Below are 18,535 nucleotides of genomic sequence, written 5' to 3' on the forward strand. Positions count from 1 at the left end.
TAGTAAGAAGAAGCTTATAGTGGCCGGCGGCGTTCCCGGTTTCCCGCCCCCTTCCGGAGGGCAGTACACCCGGGAACGCGGGCGGGCTTAACTTCCGGGATCGAAACGAGACCGGGTGTGACCCCGCCGCTATGACCACCGCACCAATACACACCACCCAAAAAGGGTTTATAAACTTTACGGTTCCCTCCCCCAAAGTTTTATCAGTGCCGTCTCCCACTACGCCAACATGATGGATCCGTACCGGGAGCTCCTGACCCTGCTCAGGGAGGAAAAGGAACCCCTGACCCCCGAGAGAAAGGTGAGGGAATTCCAGGAGAGCATTCAGAGAGCCGCCAATGGTGATGAGACAACTGTCTCGGGCTTTCTGATCCTGAGAAAACCCCCCAACGCCCCAAACGATGCCGCATATTATCTACTCTCTCCCATCAGTCCGAGTGAGCTCTCTTCCACCCCGCCAGGTTCCCTCAGAGCCTACGTCGCCCTCAGGATAGACGAGAAGAGCCGCATCGCGGGCGGGTTCCTCTCCGGATCCTACGTCGAGGTGAGAGGTATCGTCGATGCCTATCCCTGGGGGAACATGAGGATGATCCACGTAACCTCCCTAAGGTCCATAAGTTATGCCGACTACTGGAAAAGATACCGGGAAATGGTCCTAAAACCGGAGGAAGTCGAGGACTTGATCTCAGGCTCTATCTACGCAAGCAGGGACTTCCAGCTCGGCCTGATCTATGGCCTCTACGGTAGCCCGCAGGTTCTGGAGTCACCGAGGGTCTGGGGCGAAGGCTACGAGTTTTCGGTTCTCGGGTACAAGGGAAGGGAAAACGGGGTCATAACGCTGTGGCGCATACTGAAGTTCCTCCACTCCCTTCTTCCAGATGAGCTCAGGTTCAGGAAGGAGGGGAGAGAAAAACTTGTGGACGAGTTTCTTGACCTGGATTTTACTTTTTTCAACCCGAACAACACTCCCCTGCGGTATTACGTCCCCAGCTCTCCGGTTAAGATTTCAAAGGCCGCAGAAAACGCCATCCTCCAGAAAAAGACTGTGGGGCTTTTATCCCTTCCAAAGCGGGCCCACCCGCTTGATGACATTATCGGAAGGGCCGAGACCCCATTCGTGTTCATACCCGGGGAGGACGAGAGGCCATATCTGGAAAGGGAAGAGACGCTCCAGCGGTACATCCAGAACCTTATAGTGACGGTCTTCCTCGAGAGGGAGAGGGTTTCGGCTATATCTGCTTCAAAGGGCATTGGGGAAGCCTTTAGAAGGAGCTTTGAGGAGTGGCTCATGGAAAAGAGGGAGGAGTACGGGTGGAAATTCGATTTGCTCACTATTCCAGGAGGAGTGTTCGACGTTGGAACCCGCTACGAGCTCAGCCTGCGCCTCCTTGGGTCCATTGCCAGGCTCGAGGGAAAAGCCAAGAAAAGCCATATAAAAACCGTCAGGCTCATGAACGATGAGATACTCAACGACTGGATGGCTGTGCTCTCCTCCCTTCCCCAGAGCGAGGTCCAGAGGCTCCTCAGGAACTACAGGGGGTATATCCCTCCCGACAAAAGGGTGGCAAAGGCCCTTGAAGTTTTCAGGGATATTGAATCAACAACGCTTGGAGGGGACGTCAGCAGGGCGGAGTTCGAGGAGGCCCTGGTTAGGGCCGGTTTTGACAGGGAGGCTGCCGTGGAAACAGTCCAACGCCTCATCAGTGAAGGCTACCTCTACGAACCCATCGCTGGAAAGCTGAGACTGGTAAGGTGAGGGCCATGGGGAAGAAGAGGTTCATACGGGAGAGGGAAAAGAGGGGAATAGCCTGGGAGAGGGTGGAGACCCTGTTTACCCTGGCTGAAAAGGTCTTTCCATATGACAGGGAGCTGGCCAACCGTTATGTTGAGATAGCGCTGGCAGTCCAGCAGAAGGCGAGGATAAGAATGCCCCGGAAGTGGAAGAGACGATACTGCAAGAGGTGCCACTCTTTCCTGGTTCCTGGAGTCAACGCGAGGGTGCGGCTCAGGAACGGTCACGTGGTCATAAAATGCCTCGAATGCAACCACATTATGAGACACCCCTACATAAGGGAGCAGAAAGAGAGGAGAAAAGGAACCTAACCCCCTCCCTCAGCCTTTTCTCTCGCCTCCGCCAGGGCTATCTTTCTGAGGCCCTCCTGCACCTTGATGGTCACGAGCTCGCTCCTGTCCCTCAGATCCGAAAGCTTGGTTTTGATTATATTTCTGAACTTGGGGTTGTTAACGGCTACATCAGTAAGCGTCTCGACCGCGCTGGCCCTCACTACTTCGTCCCTGTCGTAGAGGAAGGCGAGAAGCTTGGGGAGGAAGGGCGTAACGTACCTGGAGCCGTTCTCCCCGAGGGCCGAAATAAAGTTCAAAGCCGCCAGCCGGTCCGTTTCATCTGGAGAGTTGAGAAGAGCCGTTATATCGTGGAACATATTGCCAAAGAGCGTGGGGTTCTGGCGCATTATCTCCTCAAGAACGTAGGTCATGTTTACCTTGATCTTCGGATCCCCCACGCGGTAGTTGGCGAAGAGTACCGGAACGGCGTTCTTAACAAGATCGGGCTTCAGTTTTGAGAGCAACCCCACGGCTTTCGCTATCTCGATCGTCAGCGGGATTGCCTCGCTCTTCCGTATCATCGTCAGGAGCTTCCTCAGGAGGGGATCAAAGAGCTCCTCGTGTTCCCCAATAGCGCTCATGATGACCATCAGAGAGTTCTTCTGGACGATCCAGAGGTCGTCGTCGAGGTACTTTATGAGCTCCCTCAGAAACTCACCATCGTGAGAGGCCCGGACTATGAGCTCCTCAAGGTCCTCCCCCGTTGCAAGAGCCTCTCTCAGATCAATATCCTCCTCGGGAGGCACTTCAACCACCCCTTCTGGTCATTGTGAAAACCAGCGCTAGGAGAAGGAAAATCCCGGGCCCGCAGATGCTGGGGGATTCATTCACCCTGCCCAGGTCAAGGACATAGAAGTAGGAGCTCCCCGTTCCAGCGGCCAGGAGGTTTCCACTGACGGCCAGGCTCCTCACGTAGCCCATGCTCGTGTCCTTCCACAGGACTTTCCCGTTCTTTGGATTGAGCAAATAGAGGCCGCCTTCGCTGTAGATCCTTGTAACGTTGCCCTCCTCCCTGGTCTCGAACTTGCCAGCGCCAACGGCGAGCTTATCCGCTCCATAGGCCAGAACTTTCGCCCTGTATGGGAAGCGCACGTTCCAGAGTTCTTTCTTTTCCCTTAGATCGTACGCCGCAACCCTACCTCCGTTTTCGTCGGCCCCTGAGACGTAGAGTGTGTCCCCGTTAACGAGCAGATCCTCCACGAAGAACGCGCTCTCGTTCCAGAGGACCTTCCCGTCCCCGTCAACCATCAGTATGTAACCCCTGCTGTGAAATCTTTAGAGAGGCCATAAGGATGGGCTCGGAACCGGACTACGTTGGCCTGGTCATCAGCAGAAACTTCGAGAGGCTCGTAAGGCTCAGGAAGAAGAGGCAACAGAGCATAGCCAGCTTCATAGGCATAATCTACGGACTAACAGCTTCCTTCGCCTTTACCCTCGCGGCGTCATTCCAGGTGGCGGCGTCGATAAACATCCTCTTCAGCCAGCTCCCGATCCCAACGGAGTACATAGGGGATATAATCCACGTAATTCCACCCACGGGCATGAACTTCGTCATGTACATCATGCTGACTATCATGGTAGTTCACTCTTTCCTCTCCGCACTCGCGATAAAGACAGCCGATGGAGGCCACTGGGTAGTTTCCCTCAAGTACTTCGTAATCCTCCTCTGGGTATTCGCGGCGGGAATGTACGCGGGCCAGACGCTGATGGAGAGGATGATGGGCCTCTCCCCCGGAGGAAGCGAAGCGACCCAGCTCGTAGGGATTATCGCCAAAGCCGTGCTCGGCTGAGTTAACCTTAAGTTCTCTCCAGCCAATTTATTATGGTGTTCGCATGGAGGAGTCAGAGCTCAGAAGGCTCTGGGAGATAACAGTGGAGCAGCTCGAAGCGGAGGGAATTCTAAAGAACCCGCTCATAAAAGAGGCTTTCCTTAAACTCCCACGCTACCTCTTCGTCGAGAGGCGCTATTGGAGCTACGCCCACCTGGACGAGCCCCTTCCGATTCCGGCTGGACAGACGATCTCTGCCCCCCACATGGTGGCGATAATGCTTGAGTTAGCGGAGCTTAAACCCGGAATGGACGTTTTGGAAGTTGGGACAGGGAGCGGATGGAACGCCGCTTTAATGGCCGAGCTCGTGAAGGGAGAAGTCTACACAGTCGAGAGGATTCCGGAACTCGTTGAGTTTGCACGGAGAAACCTGGAGCGCGCTGGCTACTCGGATAGGGTTCACGTGATCCCCGGGGATGGCACAAAAGGCTTCCCCCCGAAGGCCCCCTATGACAGGATAATAGTCACCGCGGGGGCACCCGAGATTCCGAAACCACTTATAGAGCAGCTCAAACCCGGGGGAAAGCTCATAATCCCGGTTGGGAGCTATCACCTCTGGCAGGATCTCCTGGAGGTCATAAAACGTCCCGACGGGTCGATAAAGATTAAAAACCACGGCGGCGTTGCATTCGTGCCCCTCATCGGGGAGTACGGATGGAAGGAGTAGCTAATGGCTATGATGAGATTGGCCTTTGGGGTCACAGATGCCCGGGATCGACGGCCTGAGCCGCTCCGTCAAATTTTTAAGCCTTCCTCTTTTTAGTAACCCTCGGGAAGATTAAGCGCTGGAGGTGATCGAATGCCGGCCATCGAGGAGGTCGCCGTGAGGAGCTTCGAGAGGATTGGAAGCCACTCCCACATAAAGGGCCTTGGCCTGGAGGACGGAAAGGCAAAATTCATGGCGGACGGAATGGTCGGGCAGGTAAAGGCGAGGGAAGCCGCTGGAATAGCCGTCGAGCTCATAAAGCGAGGCAAGCTTGCCGGAAAGGGCATCCTGCTGGCAGGGCCGACGGGAAGCGGCAAAACGGCCATAGCCATGGGCATAGCGAGGGAACTCGGTGAAGACGTCCCCTTCGTCCAGATTGCGGGAAGCGAGATTTACTCCTCCGAGATCAAAAAGACCGAGTTCCTCAAGCAGGCCATGAGGAGGGCGATAGGAGTTAGAATAAGCGAGGAGAGGAAAGTCTACGAGGGCGAGGTAAAGGAGGTGAAGGTCAACAAGACGAGGCATCCCTTCAACCCCTACATCGAGGTTCCGGAGAGCGTCCTCATAACCCTGCGCACGAAGGACGACGAGAAGACCATAAGGGCCGGCAGGGAGATAGCCTACCAGCTCATGGAGCTTGGTGTGGAGGAAGGGGATGTCATCCAGATAGACGCTGAAACCGGGAGGATTTCCAAGGCCGGCACCACGAAGGAGGAAGAGGGCCTCTTCTTCAAGAGAAAGGTCAACCTGCCGGGCGGGCCGGTTCTCAAGATAAAGGAGTTCACCTACACGGTTACCCTCCACGACCTGGACGTTGCCAACGCCCGCGGAAACATCTTCGGCCTGCTCTTCAGCACAGGGGCAGAGATAAGCGATGACATCAGGCAACGCGTTGATGAGACTGTAAAGAAGTGGATTGAGGAAGGAAAGGCAACGCTCGTTCCGGGCGTCCTCTTCATAGACGAGTGCCACATGCTCGACGTAGAGGCCTTCTCATTCCTTGCGAGGGCAATGGAGAGCGAGCTGGCCCCAATACTAATCCTGGCAACCAACAGGGGCATGACGACCATAAGGGGAACTGACATAAAGGCCCCGCACGGGATTCCGATAGACATGCTCGACAGGCTTTTGATAATCAACACCGAGCCCTACAAAAAGGAGGAAATCCGCGAAATCGTCAAGATCCGCGCCAGGGAGGAGAAGATAGAGATAAGCGAGGAGGCCATAGAGTACCTGGCAGAGCTCGGCGAGAAGACCAGCCTGCGCTACGCAGTCCAGTTACTTGCTCCCGCGAGCGTTTTAGCCAGGGGCGGGAAAGTGGAGAGGGAGCACGTCGAGAAGGCCAAGGAGTACTTCGCCGACCTCAAGAGGAGCATAACCTTCGTGGAGAAGCTCGAAGGCATGCTCCAGTGAGCATTTTTCTTTTATTATGCCCCCACCCTCACAAACCTCTAAGGATGAATTATGCCAACCTTAAAAAGCGCGCACAGGACGTCAAAGAACGCCGAACCGAGCCAGTGGAGGAGGAAACTCTGGAAGAAGCTCTTTCCCCTCAGATCCATCCAGGCAAAAACCAGGCCTGCAAAAAACGAGTAGGGGATTTCTGGGAGCGGTTTTCCGATGTGGACGATGGCATAAGGAACGTCCTGAGCAAGTACAGCCAGCCGCTCGTTCTTCTCCGCAAGCGGAAACAGAAGAAACCCCCTGAAAAAAGCCTCGTGGGCAAGCATAACAACCCCAACGACCAGCTCCTTCTCTAGGAAGCTCACCCAGCCTGAATAAGCAAAGTCCGGGTAGTAGTCCCTCATAGATGGAATGAGGAGCCCTCCAAAGCTTACAATAACGGCAAGGGTCATTAAAAGCCCAAAAATTTTCCAGTTGTCGCGGGGAAGCTTCAGCCCGAGCTCCCCCGGCCTAAAACCGAGGGCGAGGGAAACCACCAAGGGGATGAGAACGTACCAGAACAGAAGCCAGAAGGCCCAGCGCTCCAGGTTTCCGCCGAAAAAGCGTGGAATAAATGAGATAGGAAACAGGACGATAAAAAGGACGTAGGGGTTCCTGCGGAGGGGCATCAATCACACCATGAAGCTTATGGTTGTTGTACTTGGATATCTCTTGACTTCGATGCCGCGGTTGGTGAAGGCTATGCCTATCTCGAGCGGCCTGTTCGGGTTGGCCCTTCTGACGATCCTTATACCTACCTCGCTTCCGAGCCGGTCTTTGTTAAGCCTCGAAACGTATGAATACAGCAGACTGACGAAGTTCCTGTAATCGTGCATCTCATCCAGAAACTCCCTCTGCTCGGGGTTCAGGCGGGGGAAAATGTAGCGGTCAAAAAACCACTGGAAGGTCCCCAATGTTTCGGATGAATAAACGAACAGTAGCTTGTAGAATTCGTCGTTTTTGTTTCCAAAGGTGGAGTCCATGTAGGGGATGGCCTCCCCGAGGATCCTGCTTGCCTCGCTGAGGTTCAGGTTAACCAGGTTCAGCCTCAGATCGCTACCCCGAAGCTCCAGGAATATGTACTTCCCCCCCGAAGTCCATGTAAATTTGGTCGTAAAACAGGACGAACTCCCGGGGTTTGTACCTCATTTGCTGGAGTATCCTGGCTAGGCTGTCCCTTATCTGCGCCAAAAGATGCGGCTCGCCGATGAACAGCGTTTCAACTCCCCCAACCATATCAACGTACACAACGTCCCTATCCAGGAAAAATACAACTTCCCTCCTCCAACCAGGCAGGTTGTATTTAGTTAACACCGAAAGGTCAACTAAAGACACCCTGACCTCTTTCTCCAGGCCGCCAAATCTCTTTTTAGGACGAGAACCGGGTGGTACCCGCCGGCGGGATTCAGGGGGGACACCGGGATGTCTCTGACTTTGATCATGGCTATTATTGCCTTCCTTATCTCCTCTCTATCCCGCTGGGAGAACCTGTGAGTTAAGTCCTCGACGAGCCTCTCCAGCTTCTCCCGGAGTCTGACTTCCATGGTTCCACCAAAAGTTAAGTCGGAAAAGGGATATAAAAGGATTAAGAAGCCTGCTTTCCTTCTTCCCTAGCCCCTTCCGTGTCCTCTTGAGGTGCACCTTCAGGGGGCTCTGCTTCTTTGCTCTCCTCGGCAGTTTTTTCCGCCTCGGGCGGCTTTAGAAGTTCCTCAAGTGTGGGCCTGAACCTGACCTCTTCGTATCCTATGAACTTAAGGTCGCTCTCCAGGAGAATCTCCCCCAGAACTAAGGTGTTCCTGTCGACCTCATCGAGCACGGGCGTGAAGTCAACGGTCACGTCTTTCTCCCCAACTTCAATGATGACCTTTTCCAGAGGTATCCTCGGCAGACGGAGCTCTACGAGGGCCTTGACCTTCTCTATCGGGTCCTCTATTTTCTCCATCACCTCAACTTCATAGACCAAGTGCTTGCCTGCGTAGGGGTGGTTGAAATCGATCCTGACACGGCCACCGCTCACGGTGAGTATCCGCCCCTTAAGCTTCCTCCCGTCACCGGTTTCGAGCTCTATCGGCATCCCCGGAATTGGATATATTCCCGCCCTCCTGAGCTGGCCCAGGGTAAAGACCTTGATGAGGCTGGGGTCCCTTTTTCCGAAACCCTCCTCGGGGGGGACGATTATCTCATACTTCCTTCCGACCTCGAGACCATCGAGCTTCTCATCCAAGCCCTTCAAAACGTGGCCCGCCCCAACCGCTATCGGAACCGGGCCGTAGATGCCCTTCTCGTTATAGATGCCCGCCTTCCTGGCGACCTCTTCGTAAGTGGTATCGAATATCTCACCGGTCTCCTGGACCTTTCCGGTGTAGTGGAGCCTTATGACGTCTCCCCTCTGAACCTTCGTCATGATCACTACCTCCTTTAACTCCTGAGTGGCATTCAAAGCCATCGTTTTAAAACTTTTGCCGGCACCGTGGAAAATTTCAGTTGGCCAAAGCGAAGGCGATAACCTAATAAAACGCCGCCATAAAGTTCCCCCGGTGGTGGGGATGGCCATAAAAATATACAACACTCAGACGAGGCAGAAGGAAGAGTTCAGGCCCCTCAGAGAGGGAGAGGTGAGAATGTACGTCTGCGGGCCGACGGTTTACGATTATACTCATATCGGCCATGCCAGAACCTACATAGCCTTCGACGTGGTAAGGCGCTACCTCGAGCACAAAGGCTACACCGTTCTGATGGTCATGAACTTCACCGACATAGACGATAAAATCATCAAGAGGGCCAACGAAACCGGCGAGGACCCGAAAGAGCTCGCCGAGAAGTTCCTTCGGTATTTCCTTGAAGACATGGCAGCTTTAAAAGTCAAGCCGGCCGATATATACCCGAGAGTCACCGAGCACGTTGCAGATATCATAGAATTCATAAGAAAGCTCCAGGAGAAGGGCTACGCCTACGAGGGGAGCGATGGGGTTTACTTTGAGGTTCGCAGGTTCAAGGACTACGGCAAGTTAAGCGGGATAAAGGTTGAGGACCTCGTCAAGGGCGCGAGGGTGGAGCCCGGCGAAGGAAAGAAGAACCCCGAAGACTTCGCCCTCTGGAAGAAGGCAAAGCCGGGCGAACCGAAGTGGTCTTCACCGTGGGGCGAGGGGAGGCCCGGCTGGCACATAGAGTGCTCCACGATGAGTACCAAATATCTCGGCGAAAGCTTCGACATCCACGGTGGAGGCAGCGACCTCATCTTCCCCCACCACGAGAACGAGATAGCGCAAACAGAAGCCTGCACAGGCCACGAATGGGTCCGCTACTGGATGCACACGGGATTCCTCATGGTCAACGGGGAAAAGATGAGCAAGAGCCTCGGAAACTTCATAACCATCAGAGAAGCCCTGAAGCGCTACGACCCCGAAGTAATAAGGCTCTTCGTGCTCCAGAAGCACTACAGGTCACCGCTCGATTACACCGAGGAAGGCATGGAGCATGCAAAGAACAACCTAGAGAGGCTCTACAACACCCTCGAAAACATCCGCGTGGCGATGGAGAGGGCTGAGACTTCCTTCCGCTGGGAAAAGCATGAGTTTGAAGCCTACGAGGCGATAAGGGAGGCAAGGAAAAAGTTCTACGAGGCGATGGACGATGACTTCAACACGGCCGAGGCCCTGAAGGCAGTATTCGAGGCAAGCAACGCTGTCAACCGCTATTTAACCCGGGTGGAGACACCAAAGGAGAGCATCCTGAGAAAGGCCTGGGAGTTCTTCAAGGTTGTCGGCGAGGTCTTTGGCATCTTCGAGGACTACTTTAAAGAGCAGAAAGCCGGAGAAGAGGAGGAACTCATAAAGCTCCTCGTAGAGGTGCGCGCCCAGCTCAGAAAGGAGAAAAACTTCGCCCTGGCGGACAAAATAAGAACCCAACTGAGGGAGCTTGGGATTCAACTCGAGGACACGCCGGGAGGCACGGTGTGGAAGAGGGTGAGGGCTTGAAGGTTTCCTTTTATCCTTCATTGGCCCCTGAAAAAAGGTGAAGCAAAAAGCATCACGGAATCTGAAAGATCCTCACTGTGTTCGTCCCAGTCGTCTTTCCGACCGGCGCCCCCTCGGTCAGGAGCACTGTGTCATCTTCCCTGGCAAGGCCCAGACCCTTTATCAGTTGGATTATCTCCTTCTCATCATGGTCCCCAACGACAAATGGATACACGCCGTAGCTGAACATCAGCCCACTGGCAACTTTCTCGTCGCTCGTGAAAGCGAGTATCCACTGCTTTGGCCTAAAACGGGATATCAAACGGGCAGTGTAGCCGCTTTTGGTGGGGGTCAGGATATACCTGGCATCAACGACCTGAAGGGCCTCTATTATGCTTCTGGCGATGGCGTCCTTTATAGTCCCCTTCTTCGGGATTTTTTCTTTCCATTCCAGCATTCTTACGTTGCCAAAGCTTTCCCTGTATGCCTCGGTGGTCCTGGCTATCTTTGCCATCATCCTAACCGCGTCAACGGGGTACTTTCCAATGGCTGTCTCCTCGGAGAGCATAACGGCGTCGGCACCGTCCAGTATCGCGTTTGCAACGTCCGTAACCTCGGCCCTGGTGGGAAGCTTCTCGGTCGTCATGCTCTCGAGCATCTGGGTTGCCACTATAACTGGCTTACCCGCCATTACAGCCTTCTCTATGAGCTTCTTCTGAAGAATAGGAAGCTTTTCAATGGGCATCTCGACGCCCAAATCTCCCCTGGCCACCATCACGCCGTCTGAAGCCGAGAGAATCTCCTCAAAATTCCTGACGGCATCGGGCCTTTCTATCTTCGAGATCACGAACATTCTGCTTCCCTTTTCCTCGATGAAGTGCCTGACCTTGAGGACGTCATAGGAAGAGCCCACAAAGCTGATCCCCACCGCGTCCACGTCGTTGTCCATCATAAAATCAAGAATCTCCAGGTCTCTCTCGGTCACCGCTTCCAGCGGAATCCTCGCGTTGGGGATGTTTATACCCTTGTGGGAGTAGAGCACCCCTCCGGCAAGAACCTTACAAACAACGTCTAGCCCTTCAACTTTGACCACCTTAAGGATGATGAACCCATCGCTGAGGTAGATGACATCCCCCGGAGATACAAGCTTGGGGAAGTCCTTAAACTCCACGGGAATCAGGCCCTCCATCCCCTCGACGTCCCTCACGGTCAAAGTCACTGTTTGGTTGCGCCGGAGCTCGACCTTCCCTCCGATGATATCCCCGACCCTTATCTTGACCCCGGGGAGATCACCAAGTATCGGAACTCTACGGCCGAGGCGCTCTGAGACTCTTCTTATTCTTTCGATCCTCTTCTTGTGCTCCTCAAATGTGCCGTGTGAGAAGTTTATCCTGGCGACGCTAATACCGGCTTTTATCAGAGCTTCCAAAGTCTTAGAATCGTCCGACGCCGGCCCGATGGTGGCGACGATTTTTGTCTTGTGCGATGGTAACCTCATAGAGTTCTCACCTGTCCCTATATCCAGCTTGCGGGATTTAACCCTTTTTAATGCGTGTTGCCTGCAGAATTTTCAATATATTGTGGAGTATCTAATTGGGTCGTCCTAATGCTATCCTTCGATGTGCTCCATGGAAAACACTGAGAGTTGTTACTATAAATAAAAGTATTAATATTTTTTGTGTTTTTTGCATTGTATAACTTTAGTATATGTTAAAGACAATTGCACTATAATTTAGTGTATTATTAAATTATAAAAAATTTTCTTTCTATTTTAATTCAAGATATTAAAAAGTTTCATGTTTTTAACATTTAAAACAGTAATAAAAAAGAAACTCGACGCAGGAAATATTGCGAGAGGCTCTAGGGAGGGCCGGGTATAGACATCCGCCACACAAGAATCTGCCCCCGCTCCAAACGCTAAAGTTTCACGTACCATTAACGGTGGTAGTTAGAGGGATAACCTGCACCCTGAAAGAAACGACGCTGCAAGCTGGAATAATCTGAGAAGGGCTCCGTTTGGTAGCGCGGAACAGAACCATAAGGCAGCGTTTTCTATCTCTCCTCGTAGGGACAGCGAAAGCTCAACTTCTGGGTTAAGTTATCTCAATCGACGGGGCTTTAAGGAACTCCCACTTGTGCCAGGGGATGCTTGTATTGGAATTTAGTTGACCGAAAGGCACAGGGTCCTCACGGCTCAAGCGGCTTAGAGGGTTATGTCTCACTGGGTCCCCTGAGTAACCCTCCCGACCATAGCAAGCGGGCCGTTGTTTAGCGGGAGTCCAGCTTACTGCAATTCTCAGGACAAGCTTGGGGAGTATTGGGAATCGGGTATGAAGGAAGTCCTGAGGACCAGATGCGGTATAGCGAGGGGGATATGGCTACTGGTTTTGGACGTGCTTAAACCACACCAGCCGATGGTTACCGAACTTCCTCAGGGAGCGCCGATGAGCATCAACGAGCTTAGCGTGGCTATTGGGAAGGACAGAACTACTATTAAGGCCCTCGAGTCCGAGGGTCTCGTTGAGGGGGATTGATTCTTTCGATGTACTTTTATGTTCGCGCAAATTGGATATAAGGCACATTATATCCAATTCTTACGCACAAGGTTGCACATTTAATTGGGGGCCGTCTGAGATGCACATGGATAGTATAGTTCAACCGGTAGAATGTGCTCCCCCTGGTCTGTACGATCGGGTTCATGGGTGAGTTATCTGCCCACCTTGACGGTTCCTTGATAGTCCACCCCAGAAACCGAGCGGGCTCATGACTCCAGGTAGCAAATCGCAGTAACTGGCCCACAACTGCTTGCCACCATTTTCAGGAGGAAGCAGTATAAACACCCGCTACGACGTTACTCAAGACATTTGAGGGCACTTAGCGTTGAGAGACGATATCCGCTATGACCCGGGCATCCATGTAGAATGCCGCCGATTCAGCCGAACGGAGGACACAGTTTTGTCGGGTGCCCGTTGAACGTCTCCTGCCCGCACGTGCCAACAACCCATGACTACCGTTAATCGTAACCAAATCTTGTGACAAAGATGCGGTCTTCAGCCAAAAAACCAGTGTCTTGAAAAGCCCCCGTGTTCCTTGTTTGGGACTCCGGACGGGGCCCATCCTCCATAAATACCTGCGGCTAGTGCTGATTTTACTAACTTAAATAGTTAAAAATTGAAAAATAATAATATCGAAAATAGTAACTTTAATATATTTTAACCCAAGCGATATATTGACTTCTTGATATTGCAAATATGGTAATTATTCAAACTCATTAAAAAATTATTTTTATTAAAATCAATTTTATTAAAATTTCAAAAAGTCAAAATCCACCGAAAAATCCGAGAGTTGATCAGCACATTGATATGGAACGAGCAAAAGAGCAAAGAAAACGCCAGAAAAAGGTATCAGAGGAATTCGCTGTCTTCTTCGCGCTCTTTCTCCTCTACAAAGGCGATTAAGTTATCCACTATCTGCGGCGCCAGTCCGATGTAGTTTTCTGGCTTTAAGGAAGCTATATCCTCATCGCCGAGGAATTCTCTAACCTCTTCGCTCTCCTTCACGACCTCCAGGAGGTCCCTCCCCTCGCGGAAGGCTTTCATGGCCAATCCCCTCACCAACTCGTGCGCCTCCTGCCTTCCCATGCCTTTCTCGGTAAGCTTGAGCATCAGGGGTTCGGCCATTATCAGGTTGTTGGTCATGTAGAGGTTGCGCTCTATGTTCTCCGGGAAGAACTCGAGGCCGCTCAGGACTTTTATGGTGGTTTTTAGCATCTCGTCAAGGAGAACGAAGCTCTCTGGGAGAATAACTCTCTCCACCGAGGAGTTAGTTAGATCCCTCTCGTGCCAGAGCGGGTTGTTCAGCAAGGCGGGGATCACGTTGGAGTAGAGAACCCTCGCCAGGCCGCTCACCTTTTCACTCCTCACCGGGTTCCTCTTGTGGGGCATTGTTGAGGAACCAACCTGCTTCTCGCCAAAGGGCTCGCTAACTTCAAGTATTTCAGTCCTCTGGAGGTTTCTGATCTCCAGGGCAATCTTGTCAAGGGTGGAAGCCACGAGGGCCAGGAAGGCCATCAGCTCGGCGTAAACGTCCCTCTGGATTATCTGGTTGCTTATCTTTGCCGGCTTGAGGCCGAGGTCTTCCATGACCAGCCTCTGTATCTCGAGCCCCTTCTCCCCGAAGCTCGCCATAGTCCCGACTGCACCGCTCATCTTGCCCACGAGGACCCTTTCCTTGAGCTCGTTGAGCCTGTCGACGTGCCTCTGAACTTCATCGAGCCATATTGCGAACTTCATTCCATAAGTGGTCGGGACGGCATGCTGTCCGTGGGTTCTGCCGATGCAGACGGTGTGCTTGTGCTCCTTTGCGAGTTTTTTCAGAACAGAACGGAGTCTCTTCAGGTCTTTCTCTACTATTTCAAGGCTCTCCTTTATGAGGAGTGCGTTGGCGGTGTCTATTATGTCGTTCGATGTGGCGCCAAGGTGGACGTACTTCCCGTGCTCGCCGCAGACTTCGCTTAAAGCTTTGACTACCGCCATTATGTCGTGGTGTATCTCTGCCTCTATCTCCCTGACGCGCTCGGGTTTGACCCACTCCGTGTTGGCCCTCTCAGAAATAACGCGGGCGCTCTCCTCCGGTATGTTGCCGAGCTTCGCGTGGGCCCTCGCCAAGGCCGCCTCAACGTCGAGAAGCTTCTGAAGCTTGTTTTCCTCGTCCCATATGCGGCGCATCTCCTCGCTCCCGTAGCGGTAGTCTATTGGGTGGACGGCCATTTTTGTCACCACCATAATGTCAATGTTCAGAGCATTTAAATCCTTTTTTGACGTTTAAATGTCAAAACGTCTCGCCCCAATCCTAGAGCCTCAGACAGGAGCAGGGGAGACCGAAAAGTATTTAACCCTATCCCAGTGATAGCCTAACGACAAACTTCCGGAGGTGCCAGAAATGGCTGAGGAGCACGTTGTCTACATCGGAAAGAAGCCGGTTATGAACTACGTCCTGGCCGTTATAACCCAGTTCAACGAGGGTGCCAAGGAGGTTACCGTGAAGGCTCGCGGTAGGGCTATCAGCAGGGCCGTTGACGTTGCAGAGATCGTCAGGAACAGGTTCCTCCCAGAGGTCAGGGTCAAGGAGATCAAGATCGGCACCGAAGAGCTTCCAACTGCTGACGGTAGGACCGCCAACACCTCGACCATCGAGATCGTTCTCGAGAAGCCGTGAATTTGACCCCTTTCCTTTTACTCTCACACCTTTTGCTTCAAAGCTTCTTGAAGTCGTGGAAAGTTTTAATGCTCCCCCTTCCAACTCCCAACGGTGGCTTTAATGGGGGACGAGAAGGCCATTAACATCAACGACGAAGCGGCGAAGATTCTGGCTCAGATAATAACAAACGAGAAGGCCCTGGCAATCCTCCATGCGATTGAGGACAAACCCAAGTCAATAACTCAAATTTCAGAGGAACTCGGATTTCCCATCTCCACTGTGAGCTACCACATCGACAGGATGCTACGGGTGGGGCTCGTTGAGGTCGCGGGGAAGAAGTACGGGAAAAAGCTTCAAGAGATGAGGCTTTACCAGGCCTCCAACAGGCCCTTACTGATAATCCCGCGCCGCGATGCGGGCAGGGTCATTAAAAAGCTTCCTCCCTCGAAAAGTTGCATGTAATAAGCCTAAGCCTGGCGTCTTTTCTGTCAACCCTGGTCTATGTAATAAATTCCTCGGATCGGCGCCCACCAGGAATACCGCCGGGACGAACGCTACCGACGTCTTGAAGCTCACTAATAACACAAGCGCCCACCCTACAATTGGTAAAGGCGGGCATTTCTCGTCCTATTTGGCCGTGCTGGTGTTTATCGTCACCTTCTTAATCTCCTACTGGCTCCTCAGGAGAAGATCCCAAAACATTTTTAAGATTCAAGAGTAATCCCCAATGGAGGGGTGATAGGGTTGGCAGAGGTCACGGTGGGTCAGATAGTCAAGAGGAAAGCAGTGCTCGTTAGGCCTGAGGATACAGTTCACAAGGCTGCTCAGATACTCGCCCGCAACAAGGTAGGGAGTGCCGTTGTCGTTGATGAGAACGAAAGAATCGTCGGGATAATAACCGACAGGGACATACTTGACAAGGTCGTGGCCAAAGAGAAGGATCCAAAGAAGGTTCTCGTTAAGGAAGTAATGACCGAGAAACCCATAACCATAGAAGATGACTACACGATCCAGGACGCCATCGAGAGGATGATGGAGAAGGGCATCAGGAGGCTCCTCGTGACCAGGCTCGGAAAGCCCGTGGGCTTTGTTACCGCGGCTGACCTGCTGGCGGCGCTTTACACCCACAACCACGGGGAAGAGGAGAGTGGTGAGGAGGAGACCGAGGTCTACGGCATCTGCGAGGTTTGCGGCCAGTACGGGCCCCTCTACAGGGTCTACATCGAGGGAGGAGAAAAGTGGGTATGCGAGAGTTGCAAGGATGAGCTCAACCTCTGATTCCCTTCAGCTCCTTTATAACTTCGTCTAGGATTATCCCAAACTCCCGGTTCCTGTTCTCGACGCTTAACGCGTGGAGCTCGCCCAGCGGCCTGAACCTGTCGGCGAAATTCCTGTGAACGACCGCCAAAAGGGGCTTCTCTGACTTCAGGACTTCCCCCACGGCCTTTATGAACTCGTCGCTCCTGTATTCCATGGGGCCTATCTCGTCGATGACGATGAGGTCCGCCTCGACCAGGGCGCGCTTTATGGCAGGAACGGCAACGCGATCAATCTCGTCCACATGGACGAGGTACTTCCCGAAGGGGAGGCCGGGCAGATGGGATGTCCCCCTGATGCTCGCCAGGGTTCCCTCTTCACCTGTATCAAGGGCTATTATCCTGAACCCGATGCGCTTTCCATCCCTTCGCACTTCCTGGGTTACAATCCCGCCGACGATGTAGCCCCAGCGGTCAGCTTCTCTGGCTACTCTGTCAACGAGGGTCGTCTTTCCGACACCAGCGGGGCCGGTCACGAATATTCTCAGCGCCATCCAGATCACCGAATGAGCTTTAAGTCCTTCCCTTAAACCCTTTGGGGTGGTTTGAATGGAGCTGAGGTACAGGCCAGAGGAACTCACGAGGCTCCCGAGGAGCGTTCGCTACGAGAAAGGTAAGGTCATCATGATAGACCAGACTGCCCTGCCGAGGGAGTTCAAAACGGTTGAGCTGGGAACCGTTGAGCAGGTCGCGGAGGCGATAGTAACCCTTAAGGTCCGAGGTGCGCCCGCTATAGGTGCTTCAGCTGCCTTCGGTCTCGCACTTTATGCAGACACAACCAAAGCTAAAACAAAAGACGAGTTCATGGAGGGTTTTTATTCGGCCTATGAAAGGCTTAAGAACACGAGGCCGACCGCCGTGAACCTCTTCTGGGCCCTCAACAGGATTAGGAAGCTCGTGGAGGAGAACCTCGAGAGCCCCCTCGAGGAGATAAAGGGACTCATCGTTAATGAAGCGCAGAAGATAGCCGACGAAGATGTTGAAGCGAACCTCAGGATGGGCCACTATGGCGCGGAAGTTCTGCCCGAGGGGAACGTTTTAACGCACTGCAACGCTGGAAGCCTAGCCACAGTCCAGCTTGGCACGGTTGGGGCTGTTTTGAGGGTTATGCACCGAGATGGGACGCTTAAGCTCCTCTGGGTGGACGAGACGAGGCCTGTCCTCCAGGGTGCGAGGCTTTCCGCGTGGGAGTACCACTACGACGGCATTCCCCTAAAGCTCATAACAGACAACATGGCCGGCTTTGTCATGCAGCAGGGTAAGGTGGATGCCATAATAGTCGGAGCGGACAGGATTGTGGCGAATGGCGACTTCGCCAACAAGATAGGAACCTACAGTCTGGCAGTCCTCGCGAGGGAGCACGGGATACCGTTTTTCACGGTGGCACCGCTCTCAACGATAGACCTCTCCCTTAGGAGCGGAAAGGAGATACCCATCGAGGAGAGAAAGCCGGAGGAAGTCCTCACCTGCGGCGGCTGTAAAATAGCCCCCGACGTCGATGTTTACAATCCAGCTTTTGATGTCACACCTCACAAGTATCTAACAGGAATAATCACGGATCGGGGCGTCGTCTGGCCCCCGTTCGAGAGGAATTTGAAGAAGCTGTTCAGGGGGCAACTTTGAGGTTTTTCGCCACTTCGCTGCTCAGCCCGTGTATTTTTTTAAATTTCCGGAGCCTCTCCGTGAGTTTTCCTCCGACTCCTTCACTCATCACTTCCTCAACGAGAACACCCTTTATTTCGCCCAGCTCTTCCTCGAGGGCGGGCAAGAAGAGGCCGAGGAGCTCCAGCGGCTCAAGGCAGGGGCAGTCCACGGAGTACTCGAGTGGCTTCTCCGGCAGTCCTATTCTCAGGGATAGGCCTTTCCTGGTTTTTGAAACCTCAAAGGGCACGGAGAGCTCCTCCAGGATTATTCTGCCCCGCACGATCATCGGCAGTGTCTGGAAGATGCCAAAGAAAAAGG

20 protein-coding genes, 1 rRNA gene and 2 pseudogenes are annotated in these 18,535 nt (G+C 53.2%); 11 read left to right on the forward strand and 12 right to left on the reverse strand.

The genetic code is table 11. The features are described 5' to 3' along the window. Positions 1-21: 21 nt before the first annotated feature. Positions 22-143, reverse strand: a 5S ribosomal RNA gene (rrf, locus tag ACZ47M_RS03475). An 86-nt stretch (positions 144-229) separates the two neighbouring features. Between rrf and ACZ47M_RS03480 the strand changes: the two genes are divergently transcribed. Further along, positions 230-1,756 carry a hypothetical protein gene (locus ACZ47M_RS03480; protein ID WP_315340117.1) on the forward strand — a complete coding sequence of 509 codons (1,527 nt, stop codon included), beginning with the start codon at positions 230-232 and terminating at the stop codon, positions 1,754-1,756. Positions 1,757-1,761: 5 nt separating this feature from the next. Next, entirely contained in the window at positions 1,762-2,103 is a 342-nt protein-coding gene (locus ACZ47M_RS03485) for a ribonuclease P protein component 4 (RefSeq protein ID WP_315340120.1), read from the forward strand. Here the strand turns inward: ACZ47M_RS03485 and ACZ47M_RS03490 are convergent. After that, on the reverse strand, positions 2,100-2,870 hold the full coding sequence (locus tag ACZ47M_RS03490) for a PH0542 domain-containing protein (RefSeq protein WP_315340122.1): 771 nt from the start codon (positions 2,868-2,870) through the stop codon (positions 2,100-2,102). The genes ACZ47M_RS03485 and ACZ47M_RS03490 overlap by 4 nt on opposite strands. Position 2,871: 1 nt before the next feature. Then, the gene (locus ACZ47M_RS03495) at positions 2,872-3,372 is read right to left on the reverse strand and encodes an outer membrane protein assembly factor BamB family protein (RefSeq protein WP_315340124.1); all 501 of its coding nucleotides are present in this window, start codon (positions 3,370-3,372) and stop codon (positions 2,872-2,874) included. 20 nt (positions 3,373-3,392) lie between these two features. Between ACZ47M_RS03495 and ACZ47M_RS03500 the strand changes: the two are divergent. The 3 genes and pseudogenes from ACZ47M_RS03500 to ACZ47M_RS03510 all read left to right on the forward strand — a co-directional run. Continuing rightward, a pseudogene (locus tag ACZ47M_RS03500) lies at positions 3,393-3,914 on the forward strand (archaellar assembly protein FlaJ); the annotation flags it as partial. Positions 3,915-3,957: 43 nt separating this feature from the next. Beyond that, positions 3,958-4,620, forward strand: coding sequence for a protein-L-isoaspartate(D-aspartate) O-methyltransferase (locus ACZ47M_RS03505; RefSeq protein WP_315340127.1), 663 nt, complete (start codon positions 3,958-3,960; stop codon positions 4,618-4,620). Positions 4,621-4,752: 132 nt separating this feature from the next. Further along, positions 4,753-6,072 (forward strand): RuvB-like helicase, encoded by a 1,320-nt coding sequence (locus ACZ47M_RS03510; RefSeq protein WP_315340129.1) that lies wholly within the window; start codon positions 4,753-4,755, stop codon positions 6,070-6,072. A 38-nt stretch (positions 6,073-6,110) separates the two neighbouring features. On the opposite strand, the gene mrtA is transcribed toward ACZ47M_RS03510, so the two are convergent. The 5 genes from mrtA to ACZ47M_RS03535 form a co-directional block, all read right to left on the reverse strand. Beyond that, positions 6,111-6,731, reverse strand: coding sequence for a CPBP family archaeomyxosortase MrtA (gene mrtA / locus ACZ47M_RS03515; protein WP_315340131.1), 621 nt, complete (start codon positions 6,729-6,731; stop codon positions 6,111-6,113). Positions 6,732-6,734: 3 nt separating this feature from the next. Next, positions 6,735-7,085, reverse strand: a complete 351-nt coding sequence (locus ACZ47M_RS03520) for a hypothetical protein (protein WP_315340134.1) — start codon at positions 7,083-7,085, stop codon at positions 6,735-6,737. Between the two features lie 73 nt (positions 7,086-7,158). After that, positions 7,159-7,437: a hypothetical protein gene (locus ACZ47M_RS03525; protein WP_315340135.1), complete on the reverse strand. Its 279-nt coding sequence runs from the start codon at positions 7,435-7,437 to the stop codon at positions 7,159-7,161. Then, positions 7,428-7,646, reverse strand: a complete 219-nt coding sequence (locus ACZ47M_RS03530) for a hypothetical protein (RefSeq protein ID WP_315340136.1) — start codon at positions 7,644-7,646, stop codon at positions 7,428-7,430. Before ACZ47M_RS03530 ends, ACZ47M_RS03525 begins: the two co-directional genes overlap by 10 nt. Positions 7,647-7,687: 41 nt before the next feature. Further along, on the reverse strand, positions 7,688-8,548 hold the full coding sequence (locus tag ACZ47M_RS03535; RefSeq protein WP_315340139.1) for an FKBP-type peptidyl-prolyl cis-trans isomerase: 861 nt from the start codon (positions 8,546-8,548) through the stop codon (positions 7,688-7,690). A 100-nt stretch (positions 8,549-8,648) separates the two neighbouring features. On the opposite strand from ACZ47M_RS03535, the gene cysS reads away from it, so the two are divergent. Further along, the gene (cysS, locus tag ACZ47M_RS03540) at positions 8,649-10,079 is read left to right on the forward strand and encodes a cysteine--tRNA ligase (RefSeq protein WP_315340955.1); all 1,431 of its coding nucleotides are present in this window, start codon (positions 8,649-8,651) and stop codon (positions 10,077-10,079) included. A gap of 52 nt (positions 10,080-10,131) precedes the next feature. Here the strand turns inward: cysS and pyk are convergent, their stop codons facing one another. Then, complete coding sequence (gene pyk, locus ACZ47M_RS03545) at positions 10,132-11,556, reverse strand: pyruvate kinase (protein ID WP_315340141.1); 1,425 nt, start codon at positions 11,554-11,556, stop codon at positions 10,132-10,134. 862 nt (positions 11,557-12,418) lie between these two features. On the opposite strand from pyk, the pseudogene ACZ47M_RS03550 reads away from it, so the two are divergent. After that, positions 12,419-12,496: pseudogene (locus ACZ47M_RS03550) on the forward strand (DUF211 domain-containing protein); the annotation flags it as partial. Positions 12,497-13,462: 966 nt separating this feature from the next. On the opposite strand, the gene purB reads toward ACZ47M_RS03550, so the two are convergent. Then, positions 13,463-14,827 (reverse strand): adenylosuccinate lyase, encoded by a 1,365-nt coding sequence (purB, locus tag ACZ47M_RS03555; protein WP_315340958.1) that lies wholly within the window; start codon positions 14,825-14,827, stop codon positions 13,463-13,465. A gap of 172 nt (positions 14,828-14,999) precedes the next feature. On the opposite strand from purB, the gene albA reads away from it, so the two are divergent. The 3 genes from albA to ACZ47M_RS03570 all read left to right on the forward strand — a co-directional run bounded on the left by albA (position 15,000) and on the right by ACZ47M_RS03570 (position 16,535). Further along, a complete protein-coding gene (albA, locus tag ACZ47M_RS03560) occupies positions 15,000-15,275 on the forward strand; it encodes a DNA-binding protein Alba (protein WP_010477671.1) in 276 nt (91 codons plus the stop codon). Positions 15,276-15,377: 102 nt separating this feature from the next. Continuing rightward, positions 15,378-15,719: an ArsR/SmtB family transcription factor gene (locus ACZ47M_RS03565; protein ID WP_315340961.1), complete on the forward strand. Its 342-nt coding sequence runs from the start codon at positions 15,378-15,380 to the stop codon at positions 15,717-15,719. A gap of 282 nt (positions 15,720-16,001) precedes the next feature. Continuing rightward, positions 16,002-16,535 carry a CBS domain-containing protein gene (locus ACZ47M_RS03570; protein ID WP_315340964.1) on the forward strand — a complete coding sequence of 178 codons (534 nt, stop codon included), beginning with the start codon at positions 16,002-16,004 and terminating at the stop codon, positions 16,533-16,535. Here ACZ47M_RS03570 and ACZ47M_RS03575 read toward each other — a convergent pair. Further along, the gene (locus ACZ47M_RS03575) at positions 16,525-17,067 is read right to left on the reverse strand and encodes an NTPase (protein ID WP_315340966.1); all 543 of its coding nucleotides are present in this window, start codon (positions 17,065-17,067) and stop codon (positions 16,525-16,527) included. The two genes, ACZ47M_RS03570 and ACZ47M_RS03575, sit on opposite strands and share 11 nt — an antisense overlap. A gap of 55 nt (positions 17,068-17,122) precedes the next feature. Between ACZ47M_RS03575 and mtnA the strand changes: the two genes are divergently transcribed. Next, positions 17,123-18,196 carry an S-methyl-5-thioribose-1-phosphate isomerase gene (gene mtnA / locus ACZ47M_RS03580; protein ID WP_315340150.1) on the forward strand — a complete coding sequence of 358 codons (1,074 nt, stop codon included), beginning with the start codon at positions 17,123-17,125 and terminating at the stop codon, positions 18,194-18,196. Here the strand turns inward: mtnA and ACZ47M_RS03585 are convergent. Further along, positions 18,180-18,503, reverse strand: coding sequence for a hypothetical protein (locus tag ACZ47M_RS03585; RefSeq protein WP_315340153.1), 324 nt, complete (start codon positions 18,501-18,503; stop codon positions 18,180-18,182). The genes mtnA and ACZ47M_RS03585 overlap by 17 nt on opposite strands. Between the last annotated feature and the right edge of the window lie 32 nt (positions 18,504-18,535).

The sequence above is a fragment of the Thermococcus waiotapuensis genome (assembly GCF_055384795.1).